Origin of the sequence: Sphingomonas sp. CROZ-RG-20F-R02-07 (assembly GCF_022662335.1) — a bacterium.
GTDB lineage: Bacteria > Pseudomonadota > Alphaproteobacteria > Sphingomonadales > Sphingomonadaceae > Sphingomonas.
Genome location: NZ_JAKNQJ010000001.1, coordinates 319,562 through 331,420, shown reverse-complemented (window position 1 = coordinate 331,420; position 11,859 = coordinate 319,562). Strand labels below are relative to the sequence as shown.

The following is an 11,859-nucleotide window of genomic DNA, read 5'->3' as shown; positions in this document are numbered from 1 at the left end:
TGTGAGGGAACGTCCATAGCCGAGGGATGTATGTTAGATCAATCGAACACTCAAGCAATTATGTTCGATGAATCTAACATTTCATCACGGCCGGTTTTGTTAGATGAACCTAACACCATGCAGGAGCCATCCGACCCCCCCGTCTACGCCGCACTTATGCGAATCAAGCCCGCGAGCCTCACGCTGGGAGGCTGGGCGGCGGCTGCCGGCAAGCCGCGCAACATCTTCAATGATCTGCGTCGTCACGGAAATCCGAAGCGAGACACGCTAGAGGCTCTGCTTGCGGCGATCGGCTGGACGCACGCTCGCTTCGAGGCAGAGGCGGGCCTCTATCCGGTTCAGACTGAAGTGCGTGGCGCGGACGCCGTTGGCGTTACCGAACTAAATCGCATGGTCTTTGGCGAACAAGCGCTGGCGCCTCTTCCACTATATGGGTCGGCCGAGGGCGGTGATCTAGACCACAGCTTTGCGCTAACTGAACTCGATCTGAGCGAGGTGCTCGATTATCTGCGTCGCCCGGCTGCGCTGGCGGACGACCAAGCGTCTTACGCGCTAACGATCGTCGGCAATTCCATGAGCCCACGTTTTAAGCCGGGCGAGCGCGTCGGCGTCTCGCCTGCCGCCAAGATCGAAATCGGCGACGATGTGATCGTCCAGCTGCGCAGTCGGGACTCGGATCGCGTTCAGCGCGTTCTCATAAAAGAACTTGTCCGGCGCAACGGCTCCTCGATCGTTCTTCACCAGCATAACCCGCCACAAGAGCTTCGGATTGCAAAAAGCGACATTTTGGCGATGCACAAGGTGAAAGGTCATTTTCTGTGAAGCTGCCAGCCATTACCATCGCCTTCGTGTCGTTTATGGCAGCCGTGCCTAGCGCTGCAATCTCGGCTGAACGAGTGGCAACGCCGGAGCCGAGCAGTAAACCTGACTGGACCGTAGTCAGGAAGAATACTGAACTGGCCCTAAAGACTGATTTATTTGATCCTGAGGCTGCACAGTTCACTTGGACAAGCGGGTTCGCTTGGAGCTATATCAAGCCTGCATTGAAGCCGCACATGTGGGCTTGGGTGGGTTGCGTCTCCATAAACGCCAAGAACCGACTGGGCGGTTATGTCGGCGCCGAGCCGCGCTACGCCGCTTACACCACTGCCGGCAATCTCCTGGTTGGCCGCGCAGACTGGGCGGTGTCACAGTGTAGCAAGCCTGGTATGTTTCCCGTCCAACCGGAGTTGATGGCCGCCGCGTCGCCTGTCACCCAGACGGCGGCCGATCAATTGTCCCAGCTGGCGAGCCTGCTTGATCGCGGTCTCATAACGCGTGCCGAATTTGATTCACAAAAGGCTGCGCTGCTCGGCAGCCATCTCGCCCCCGCCCCGAAATAGCCGCCCACTTACAAGGCTGTCATTAGCCAACCGCAAGCCGCGGAAAACCGCCGAAATCCGTCAGGTTTGCATGACACAGGCGGCATCTCCTTAAGTGGGCGTATCGAACGCCCACTTAGCAGCCGAACGGAGCCGTCATGTGACGCTTCGTCGGCCGGCCAATCAACGAATAAGTGCCGCTTTCCCGCCGTTAAGAGCATCCTGAGAGGCCGACCGCCTCGGCATGACTGACTCCAGCATGTCTTGTCCGAGCACTGTCTAAATGACCGTTGACTCTAGACAGCCGAATTCAACCTTGCCGGTCCAGAACCGACCTCGAAACCCCAGGATTTCCGGGGGAAAAGCCCAGATTATACCGGATGATCCCGGATACTCCCGCCTACTCCAGCCTGTCCTGTCACCACACAGTCGCGATCGAATCGCTGGCGGCGCGACCCTGGTCGAGCGCGACCTTTACCGGCACGCGCCACCGGGTGGTGCTGGCCCTCGAGGCGGATGCGGCGGCATGGCTGGACGCGCTGCCCGAGGCCGAGTTCGCGCTGCGCGGCCATCTGGTCGCCGATCTGGCCGTCGTCGCGCGCGGCGACGGACGGGCCATGATCGACGTGCTCACGCTGGTGGAGGGATGAGGCGCGAGCGAAGTGGAAACTGCGTTCGTGCCTCCACTTCCTCCACTTCGTGCTAGGTCCCACGCCATGACCGCCCTCACCTATCGCCGCTATTTGCGCCTGCCCGAACTGCTCGACTGCCAGTCGACGCCGAGCGGGACGCATGACGAGTTGCTCTTCGTCACCATCCACCAGGCCTCCGAATTGTGGCTGAAACTGTGCCTCCATGAACTGGGCGAGGCGCGCGCGCGGATCGCGGCGGACGATGTGGCGCCCGCGCTCAAGATGATGGCGCGGGTGAGCCGGATCCAGGCGCAGCTCATCCAGTCTTGGGAGGTGCTGGCCACCATGACGCCCGCCGATTACGCCACGATGCGCGGCAGCCTGGGCGCGAGTTCGGGCTTCCAGTCGGACCAGTATCGCATGCTCGAATTCGTCATGGGCAACCGCAACGCGCAGATGGTCGGCGTCTTCGCCGACGAGCCCGCGGTGCAGGCGCGGCTGGAGGCGGAGCTGGCGCGGCCGAGCCTCTATGACGAGGCGGTCGCGCTGCTGGCGCGGCGCGGGCTGCCGGTGCCGGCGGCGCGGCTCGCCCGCGACGTTTGCCAACCCGCCGAAGCCTCGTCCGATGTCGAGCGCTGCTGGGCGGCGGTCTATGCCGAACCCGATCGCTATTGGGATCTCTACGCGCTCGCCGAAAAGCTGGTCGATCTCGAATATCACACCCAGCTTTGGCGGTTCGGCCATCTGAAGACGGTGGAACGCGTGATCGGTTTCAAGCCCGGCACCGGCGGCACCGCGGGCGTGCCCTATCTGGCGCGCGTGGTGGAACAGCGTTTCTTTCCCGATCTGCTGAACGTGCGCACCGGGCTGTAGGGGTTGGCGTACGCCCGGAAATCGGCCAAGGCCGTGGCCGGCAAGGAGAGTTTCGCATGAGCGGTATGGCGCGTTTCGATTGGGCGGATCCGTTCCTGCTCGACGACCAACTGTCCGACGACGAGCGGATGATCCGCGATACGGCCAAGGCCTATGCGCGCGACCGGCTCGCGCCGCGGATTATCGAGGCGTTCCAGAACGAGCATACCGACCCGGCTATCTTCCGCGAGATGGGCGAATTGGGGCTGCTGGGGCCGACCATCCCGGAGGAATATGGCGGCGTCGGCGCCAGCTATGTCGCGTACGGCCTGGTCGCGCGCGAGGTGGAGGCGATCGATTCGGGCTATCGGTCGATGATGTCGGTCCAGTCCAGCCTCGTGATGTACCCGATCTACGCCTATGGCTCGGAGGCGCAGCGCCACCGTTATCTGCCCAGGCTCGCGAGCGGCGAATGGATCGGCTGTTTCGGCCTGACTGAGCCCGATGCCGGATCGGACCCCGGCGGCATGACGACGCGCGCGGTAAAGACCGAGAGCGGATACCGGATCTCTGGCGCGAAGACCTGGATCTCCAACGCACCGATCGCCGACGTGTTCGTCGTCTGGGCGAAATCGGACGAGCATGGCGGCGCGATCCGCGGCTTCGTGCTGGAACGCGGTATGAACGGCATCGAGACGCCGAAGATCGAGGGCAAGCTGTCGCTGCGCGCCTCGATCACCGGCATGATCCTGATGGACGAGGTCGAGGTGGGCGAGGATGCGCTGCTGCCGAACGTGTCGGGGTTGAAGGGGCCGTTCGGCTGCCTCAACCGCGCGCGCTACGGCATCTCCTGGGGCGCGATGGGCGCGGCGGAGTTCTGCATGGCGGCCAGCCGGCAATATGGGCTCGACCGCAAGCAGTTCGGCACGCCGCTCGCCGGGCGCCAGCTCTACCAGAAGAAGCTGGCCGATATGGAGACCGAGATCGCGCTTGGCCTCCAGGCGTCGCTGCGCGTCGGGCGCCTGATGGACGAGGGCCGGTTCGCGCCAGAGATGGTCAGCCTCGTCAAGCGCAACAATGTGGGCAAGGCGCTGGCGATCGCCCGCGACGCGCGCGACATGCATGGCGGCAATGGCATTTCGGGCGAATATCAGGTGATGCGCCACATGATGAACCTGGAAACGGTCAACACCTATGAAGGCGCGCACGACGTCCATGCGCTGATCCTGGGCCGCGCGATCACCGGCATCGCCGCCTTCTGAGCGACGCGCCGATCCCCGCCTCAGCGCGGCGGATCGGCCGTGAAGGCGTAACGCACCGTCTTCGCCGCCGGCCTGTCCCCTTCCCAGGGTCGCGCCAGCGCGAACGCCGCCTCGGACTGCGGGGTGACGGTGCGGAACTGGAAGATCTGCGCCTCGGCACCGCCGGGCTGCTCCGCCCCGCCCGGCGCCGTGCGGGCATCCACCGGGAGGATGCCGATCCGGGCGACATAGCGCCACATATACCCTGTGCCCGCGGCGCGGTTCAGCGTCACCGTCACCACCGTGCCGCGCGGCACCGAGAAGCTGCCGCCCGAATCCGCCTCAGTCAGCGGTGCGCGGATCCCGTGCTGTGCGGTGGCCGCCGGCAGGAGCAGCGCGGAGGCGACGCCACCAGCCAGCGACAGGAGCGTTGCGGAGAGAAGGCGCATCGGGAAGCTCCGGCGGGTGGACGGCTCCGCTGTGATCCGCCCAGGCTGAACGCCGGCCGAACAGGCGGCGTTCAGGCCCGGTCAGGCGTCCGCATAGTCGGACGCCGGCCGCCGCGCATACAGGCCGAAGGCGGCGATGACGACGTAGCAGACCACCGGGATCAAGAGCGCGACCGTCAGGCCGGCCGCGTCCGCGACGCCGCCGGTGACGAGCGGCACGACCGCCCCGCCGAAGATCGCCACGTTGATGATCCCCGAACCGTCCGCAGCACGCTGGCCAAGTTTCTCGCTGGCGAGCGAGAAGATCGTCGGGAACATGATCGAATTCATCAGCCCCACCGCGAGCAGCGTGTCGGCCGACACCCCGCCCGTCGTCGCGATCGAGATCAGGACGAGCGCGATCGCGCCCACCGCCGTGCCCGCCAGCACCTTGCCGGGGTTGACGACGCGCAACACCGCCGAGCCGATGAACCGCCCGATCATCGCACCGCCCCAATAGAAAAGGAGCTGCTTGCCCGCCGATTCGCCGGTCAGGCACAGCGTGTGGCTCGACCGCAGATAATTGACGAGCGTCGAGCCGATCGACACCTCCGCGCCGACATAGAGGAAGATGCACAGCGCCCCGAACGCGACGCGCGGCCGCTTCAGCAGCGCGATGCTCGACGCGAGATCGGTCACCTCGTGCCGCTCGCCCTTCAGCCGGTTACGAAGCAGCCAGACGACCGCGGCGATGATCGCCAGTACGATCGCCAGGCCGGTATAGGCATGTGCGACGGTCTGCGATTCGGCGATGCGATAGGCGGTGGTCTGCACCGCGCCGCCCACCGGCCCCTGACCCCCACAGCTCGGATCGACGACGCGCGTCACGTCCCAGAAGGGCTGAACGACGGTGCCCGTCTTGGCGGCGAGCGGCGCGAGGATGACGATCGAGCCCACGAAGGGGAAGATCGTCGTGCCGAGCGAATTGAACGCCTGCGCGAAGGTCAGTCGGCTCGACGCGGTCTGCGGCTTGCCCAGCAACGTGACGAGCGGGTTCGACACGACCTGCACGATCACCACGCCGCTCGCCAGCACGAAGAGGGCGAGCAGGAACAGCCCGTAGATCCCGTTGCGCGAGGCCGGGATGAACAGCAGACAGCCGACCAGCATCGTGACCAGCCCCGCGACCGCGCCCCGCATATAACCGATCCGCTTCACCAGCCGCGCGCCGGGAATGCCGATCAGCGCATAGGCGGTGAAGAAGCAGAACTGCACGAGCATCGCCTGCGTGTAGTTGAGCGTGAACAGCTCCTTCAGCTTCGGGATGACCACGTCGTTGAGCGACGTGATCCCGCCGAAGATGAAGAACAGCGCGAACACGAACACGCGCAGGTCGGGCGCGTCATAGCCCCCTTGCGTGTCGCGCGTGGCGGCGCCCGCCGGCTTGCTCTCGATCTGCATGCTGTCCCCAGGAAAGTTTCGCCGAGCATAGGCGCTCGCGGCCACCCCATGCAACGCCCGCGAGTTGCTCCCCGCCCGCGACCGTGCGATACCAGAGGCGGAGAGAAATCGGAGAAAACGCCATGGCCACCGCCGTCCTTCGCAATGCGTCCATGTCCGCATCCGAATGGGAGGCGCGCCAGCAGCTTGCCGCCTGCTACCGCGTGTTCGACATGCTCGGCTGGTCCGAGATGATCTACAACCACATCACCGTGAAGCTGGAGGGCGAGGAGAACGCGTTCCTCATCAACCCGTTCGGGCTGCACTTCAGCGAGGTGACCGCCTCCAGCCTCGTCAAGATCGACATCGACGGCAACAAGCTGGACGACAGCCCCTACCCCGTGAACCTCGCGGGCTTCACCCAGCATGCGCTGTTCCATGCGCGGCTGCCCGATGCACATTGCATCATGCACACGCACACCACCGCCGGCATGGCGGTCAGCGCGGTGGAGGGCGGCCTGCGCCCCACCAATTTCTATGCGTGCAACTTCGCCGGGCAGATCGCCTATCATGATTTCGAGGGCGTCACCGTGCGCTCCGAAGAAGGCGAGCGGCTGATCGAGAATCTCGGCGCCAAGCGCGTGATGTTCCTCAAGAACCATGGCATACTCGTAATGGGCCGCACATTGCCCGAGGCGTTCCTGAAACATTGGTCGCTCCAGCGCGCGTGCGAGATCCAGCTCGCCACCAACGCGATGGGCACGCCGATCGAGGTGCCACCCGAGGTGATCGCCGTCCACCAGCGCGATCTCGGCAAGGTCGCGATCCCCGGCGGCGTGGGCAAGGCGGATTTCGAGGCGATGGTGCGGCTGGTCGATCGGCGCGACACGAGCTGGCGCAACTGAGCCGGTCAGCCGAAGCGGTAGCCCGACACCACCCAGCCGATCACCACGCCGCGGAAATCATGCACCGCGCGGTCATCGCCGCCCGCGCCTAACGCGACCATCAGCGGCAGCAGATGCTCCGCCTGGGGATGCGCGAACCGGGCCTGGGGCAGGTCCTCCCATGCCGCCACGCGCGCGGCGCGCGATGCCGGATTGGGGTCCGTCACCGCCGCGGTCAGCGCCGCGTCCCATGACTCGGCCTGTGCCGTCACCGCGGGCCCGCGAGCCCGCATGTTGTGGAAGCTCATGCCCGATCCCGCGATCAGCACGCCCTCGTCGCGCAGCGGCGCCAGCGCCCGGCCGGTCGCGATGTGCGCGGCGGGATCGAGATCGGAGCGCAGTGACATCTGGACGAGCGGGATGTCGGCATCCGGCACCGCGACCATCATCGGCACGAACACGCCGTGATCCCAGCCGCGCGCCGCATCCTCGGCGATCGGGTGGCCCGCGGCTTCAAGCAGCGAGGCGGCCCGGCGCGCGACGTCCGGCGCCCCGCCCGCATTCCAGCGCAGCCGATAGGTATGCTCGGGAAAGCCATGATAATCATAGAGCAGCGGTTGACCGTCGCCCGTGTTGAGCGTGATGACGGGGGTTTCCCAATGGCCCGACACCAGCAGGATCGCGCGCGGCCGTTCGGGCAAGGTGGCGATCAGCTCCGCCAGATAGGCCTGCATCGGCCGCCACATCGGGTCGGGCGGACCACCCTGCGGATCCATGAAGAAACAGGGGCCGCCGCCATGCGGCAAGAAGAGCGTGGGAAGCGTCATGCCCCCTTGTCCGCCCCTCGCCGCGCGCCCGCAATCGCCGCCTTGGAAACAGCGCGTTTCGCGGGCATGACCGTCCGCGTCATGACCCGCTTCACCGTCAACAACCAGCCGGTCGAATACCGGCTCGATCCCGCGACGCCGCTGCTCTGGGCGCTGCGCGACGCATCGAACCTGACGGGCGCGAAATATGGCTGCGGGACGGGGCATTGCGGCGCGTGCACCGTCGATGTGGACGGCCAGGCGGTGCGATCCTGCCGCGTGCCGATCGGCCGGATCGAGGGCAGCACCGTCACCACGATCGAGGGGTTGAGTCACGAGCGCACTCATCCGGTGCAACTGGCGCTGATCGCGGGCAACGTGACGCAATGCGGCTTCTGCATTCCCGGCATCGTGATGGCCGCCGCGATCCTGCTCCGCCGGGAGGCCGACCCGTCGGAGGAAACGATTCGCGCGCAGATCACCAATCTGTGCCGCTGCGGCATCTATCCCCGCCTGGTGGAGGCGATCCAGCGCGCCGGCCGCGCGGCGCGGGGCGAGGAGATCATCCCGGCCGGCGCGCGCCCCGGCATCGACCCCGCCGACGCCGCCCGCGTCGTCCCTGCGCTGACACCGCCGCCGGCGCCCTGACCTGCCGCGGCGATCATCGTTCGGCCACATTCTTTCGCATCGCTGACGATCGGGTTCAGCTTCGGTTCGCCGGCGGCACGGCATAGGGGTTGCATTATCGGGGCCGGCTCGTGCGCCGGCGAACAAGGATGACGGTGATGATGAAATGGATCACGAGCGCATTGCTGGCGGCGTCCGCCCTGGTGCCCGCCGCGGCGAACGCCCAGCAAGCGCCGAACGACGATCGCGGCCAACAGCGTGGCCCCGATCAGCGCGGACCCGACCAGCGTAGCCCCGACCAGCGCCCGCACGGCCAGCGCCCCGACGGGCAGCAGCGCCGCAGCCCGCAGCCGGGCGATCCGCGCGCGCAGGGGCAGGTTCAGGCGGGCGTGCAGGTGCAGCAGCAGGGCGGCCGCGACGCCTATCGCCAGGGCCAGCCGGGCCAGCCCGGCCAGCCCGGCCAGCCGAACTTCGGTCAGGGCGGACGCGGCGGGTATGACGCCAATCGCGATCAGAACCGGCAGAACTTCGATCGCGGTGGTCCCGGCAACTATGCCGGCCGCAACGATCATGGCGGCTATGGCGGGCGCGGCGACGAGGGCGGCCCGAACGGCCGCTACGGCAACCCGGGCAATTATGCCGGGCGCGGCCAGCCCGGCTATGGCGGCCAGCAGCGCGGCGGCCAAGGCGGCTATGCCGGCCATGACGACGGCCGCGGCGGCTGGAACCGCGGTTGGCGCGGCGATCAGCGCTACAATTACGGCGGCTATCGCAACCAGAATCGCGGCGCCTTCCGCCTGCCGCGCTATTATGCGCCGCCGAGCTGGCACGGCGGGTATCGCCGCTTCTCGGTGGGCGTGACGCTCGGCTACGGCCTGTTCGGCGGCAATTACTGGATCGGCAATCCCTATGCCTATCGCCTTCCGCCGGCCTACGGCCCCTATCGTTGGGTGCGCTATTACAACGACGCGCTCCTGGTCGACACGCGCAGCGGCTATGTGGTCGACGCGGTGTACGACATCTTCTGGTAGGTCGATCGCGGCTCCGGCGCGTGGCGCGCCGGAGCCGCCCTTGCCCTGCCGGACCCGGTTGCCTTTCGCGCCGGAATCGGCAGAATCGGGCGATCATGAAATTCTTCGCCAAGAAGCAGGGCGCGCCGTCGAAGCTGCGCCAATTCGCCGGGCTTCAGGTCGCCGAGCGGCTGGATGCGACGCCGGGCGCCGTCCGGATGCCGATCGACGGCATCCAATTCTATCACCACGACGATTTCCTCGACGCTGCGCAGTGCGAGCGGCTGATGGCGATGATCGACGCGAGCCGACGTCCCTCCACATTGCTCGCCACGCATGCCGAGCCGGGCTTTCGCACCAGCGAAAGCTGCGACATGGATCGCTGGTCCCCCGATGTCCGCCCGATCGACGAGGGCATCGCGCAGCTGCTCGGCATCGATCCGCTGAAGGGCGAGACGATGCAGGGCCAGCGTTACGCCCCCGGCCAGCATTTCCGCGCGCACCATGATTATTTCCACGAGGGCGAAGCCTATTGGAAGGACATGCAGAAGGTGGGTGGCCAGCGCACCTGGACGGCGATGATCTATCTGAACGACGTGGTCGAGGGCGGCGCCACCTGGTTTCCGCAGGCGGGGATCAAGGTGTCGCCCAAGCGCGGCCTGCTGCTCGCCTGGAACAACATGCGCGCCGATGGCGGCCCCAACACGCTGACGATCCACGAGGGCATGCCCGTCGTCAGTGGCGTCAAATATATCGTGACGAAATGGTTTCGCGAGGAGAACTGGATCCGGTAGGCGCTCCCCTTGTGAACGTCCTCGGCATTACGCAATCCATTCTCGGCCAGCCCTGGCGCTGGCGGGCGCTCTCCGCCGACGGCCGCGACGGCGGTTTCACGCCCGACGATCTGGTCACGCAGATCCTGCTCGCCCGCGGCGTCCCGCGCGAGGCGCTCGCGCTCCACCGCACCCCCTCGATCCGCGGCTTCATGCCCGATCCGTCGATCTTCCGCGACATGGACCGCGCCGCCGAACGGCTGGCGGATGCGGTGCAGGCGGCCGAGACGGTCGCGGTGTTCGGCGATTACGACGTCGATGGCGCGACGTCCGCGGCGCTGATGCTGCGCCTGCTCGGCGATCTGGGCATCGCGGCGACCGCCTATATCCCCGATCGGCTGACCGAAGGCTATGGCCCCAGCGCCGAGGTCATGGTGCGCCTCGCGCGCGAAGGCGCGTCGCTGATCGTGACGGTCGATTGCGGCGCACAGGCGTTCGATGCGCTCGAAGCCGCCCGGCTGGCGCCGGTGGACGTGATCGTGGTCGATCACCACAAATGCGCCGCCGCCCTGCCCCATGCGCACGCGCTGGTGAATCCCAACCGGCTGGACGAGGACGAAGGCGCCGCGCACGGCCATCTGGCGGCGGTGGGCGTCGCCTTCCTGCTCGGCGCGGCGCTCGTCCGCACGCTGCGCGCGCGCGGCCATTTCGCCGGGCGGGCCGAGCCGCGCATGCTCGACCTGCTCGATCTGGTCGCGCTCGGCACGGTGGCGGACGTGGCGCAGTTGCGCGGCCTCAACCGCGCCTTCGTCACGCAGGGGCTGAAGATCATGGCGCAGGGCCGCAACCTCGGGCTGGCGGCGCTGGTCGAGGCGTCGCGGCTCACCCGCGCGCCGACCGCAACCGATCTGGGCTTCGCGCTGGGCCCGCGGATCAACGCAGGCGGGCGCGTCGGCCGGTCGGACCTGGGCGTCCGGCTGCTCACCACGCAAGACGCGGACGAGGCCCGCGCGATCGCCGCGGAGCTCGACCGGCTGAACGAGGAACGCCGCGCGATCGAGGGGGTGGTGCAGGACGCGGCCGATGCGCACCCGCACGGCGAACGCCGCGTCCGTGTCGTGGCCGGAGCGGGCTGGCATCCCGGCGTGATCGGCATCGTCGCGGGGCGGCTGAAGGAACGGCTCGGCCGCCCCGCGATCGTCATCGCGCTCGGTGAGGACGGCATCGGCAAGGGATCGGGCCGATCGATCGCGGGCGTCGATCTGGGCGCCGCCGTGCTGGCCGCCAAGGAGCACGGCCTGCTGGTCGCCGGCGGCGGCCATGCGATGGCGGCGGGGCTGACGATCGCGGCCGATCGGGTGGCGGCGTTCGCCGATTTCCTCGAGGCGCGGCTGGCCGACGCCGTCGACCGCGCGCGCGAGGATCGGGCGCTGCTGGTGGACGCGGTCATGGCGCCCGGCGGCGTCAATCCCGAACTGGTCGAGGCGATGGACGCGGGAGGCCCCTACGGCATGGGCTGGCCCGCACCCCGCATCGCCGCCGGGCCGGTGCGCGTCGTGAAGGCCGATCTGGTCGGCCAGGGCGGCCATGTCCGCGCCATCGTGGCGGGCGACGACGGGCGCAGCCTGAAGACGGTGGCGTTCCGCGCGGGTGAGACGCCGCTCGGCCAGGCGCTGCTCGGCGCACCGCCGCACCGCCGCCTGTGGCTCGCCGGCCGCGCCAAGGTCGATCTCTGGTCCGGCCGCGCCACCGCGGAACTTCACGTCGAAGACGCCGCCTGGGCCGATTGAGCGCTTGACCGTCCC

Annotated in this window: 13 protein-coding genes; 10 read left to right on the top strand and 3 right to left on the bottom strand. The window is 67.6% G+C overall.

The window, feature by feature from the left end; genetic code table 11:
• Positions 1-30: 30 nt before the first annotated feature.
• The 5 genes from L8H00_RS01580 to L8H00_RS01560 all read left to right on the top strand — a co-directional run bounded on the left by L8H00_RS01580 (position 31) and on the right by L8H00_RS01560 (position 4,107).
• Entirely contained in the window at positions 31-822 is a 792-nt protein-coding gene (locus L8H00_RS01580) for a S24 family peptidase (RefSeq protein WP_242095465.1), read from the top strand.
• Positions 819-1,382, top strand: a complete 564-nt coding sequence (locus tag L8H00_RS01575; RefSeq protein WP_242095464.1) for an SHOCT domain-containing protein — start codon at positions 819-821, stop codon at positions 1,380-1,382. Before L8H00_RS01580 ends, L8H00_RS01575 begins: the two co-directional genes overlap by 4 nt.
• Before the next feature lie 359 nt (positions 1,383-1,741).
• Positions 1,742-2,011 (top strand): hypothetical protein, encoded by a 270-nt coding sequence (locus L8H00_RS01570; RefSeq protein ID WP_242095463.1) that lies wholly within the window; start codon positions 1,742-1,744, stop codon positions 2,009-2,011.
• A gap of 66 nt (positions 2,012-2,077) precedes the next feature.
• Positions 2,078-2,866, top strand: a complete 789-nt coding sequence (locus L8H00_RS01565) for a tryptophan 2,3-dioxygenase family protein (RefSeq protein ID WP_242095462.1) — start codon at positions 2,078-2,080, stop codon at positions 2,864-2,866.
• Between the two features lie 56 nt (positions 2,867-2,922).
• Positions 2,923-4,107: an acyl-CoA dehydrogenase gene (locus L8H00_RS01560; protein WP_242095461.1), complete on the top strand. Its 1,185-nt coding sequence runs from the start codon at positions 2,923-2,925 to the stop codon at positions 4,105-4,107.
• Positions 4,108-4,127: 20 nt separating this feature from the next.
• Here L8H00_RS01560 and L8H00_RS01555 read toward each other — a convergent pair whose 3' ends face one another.
• Both L8H00_RS01555 and L8H00_RS01550 read right to left on the bottom strand, forming a co-directional pair.
• Positions 4,128-4,535, bottom strand: coding sequence for a protease inhibitor I42 family protein (locus tag L8H00_RS01555; protein WP_242095460.1), 408 nt, complete (start codon positions 4,533-4,535; stop codon positions 4,128-4,130).
• A gap of 81 nt (positions 4,536-4,616) precedes the next feature.
• Positions 4,617-5,975 carry a sugar MFS transporter gene (locus L8H00_RS01550; protein WP_242095459.1) on the bottom strand — a complete coding sequence of 453 codons (1,359 nt, stop codon included), beginning with the start codon at positions 5,973-5,975 and terminating at the stop codon, positions 4,617-4,619.
• A 122-nt stretch (positions 5,976-6,097) separates the two neighbouring features.
• Between L8H00_RS01550 and L8H00_RS01545 the strand changes: the two genes are divergently transcribed.
• Positions 6,098-6,859, top strand: a complete 762-nt coding sequence (locus L8H00_RS01545; protein WP_242095458.1) for a class II aldolase/adducin family protein — start codon at positions 6,098-6,100, stop codon at positions 6,857-6,859.
• Positions 6,860-6,864: 5 nt separating this feature from the next.
• Here the strand turns inward: L8H00_RS01545 and L8H00_RS01540 are convergent, their stop codons facing one another.
• Positions 6,865-7,665: a class III extradiol ring-cleavage dioxygenase gene (locus L8H00_RS01540; RefSeq protein ID WP_242095457.1), complete on the bottom strand. Its 801-nt coding sequence runs from the start codon at positions 7,663-7,665 to the stop codon at positions 6,865-6,867.
• Between the two features lie 81 nt (positions 7,666-7,746).
• Between L8H00_RS01540 and L8H00_RS01535 the strand changes: the two genes are divergently transcribed.
• The 4 genes from L8H00_RS01535 to recJ all read left to right on the top strand — a co-directional run bounded on the left by L8H00_RS01535 (position 7,747) and on the right by recJ (position 11,844).
• Positions 7,747-8,292, top strand: coding sequence for a (2Fe-2S)-binding protein (locus tag L8H00_RS01535; protein ID WP_242095912.1), 546 nt, complete (start codon positions 7,747-7,749; stop codon positions 8,290-8,292).
• A 137-nt stretch (positions 8,293-8,429) separates the two neighbouring features.
• A complete protein-coding gene (locus L8H00_RS01530) occupies positions 8,430-9,302 on the top strand; it encodes an RcnB family protein (RefSeq protein ID WP_242095456.1) in 873 nt (290 codons plus the stop codon).
• A 95-nt stretch (positions 9,303-9,397) separates the two neighbouring features.
• The gene (locus L8H00_RS01525; RefSeq protein ID WP_242095455.1) at positions 9,398-10,075 is read left to right on the top strand and encodes a 2OG-Fe(II) oxygenase; all 678 of its coding nucleotides are present in this window, start codon (positions 9,398-9,400) and stop codon (positions 10,073-10,075) included.
• Complete coding sequence (recJ, locus tag L8H00_RS01520) at positions 10,045-11,844, top strand: single-stranded-DNA-specific exonuclease RecJ (RefSeq protein ID WP_242095454.1); 1,800 nt, start codon at positions 10,045-10,047, stop codon at positions 11,842-11,844. Before L8H00_RS01525 ends, recJ begins: the two co-directional genes overlap by 31 nt.
• Positions 11,845-11,859: the final 15 nt, after the last annotated feature.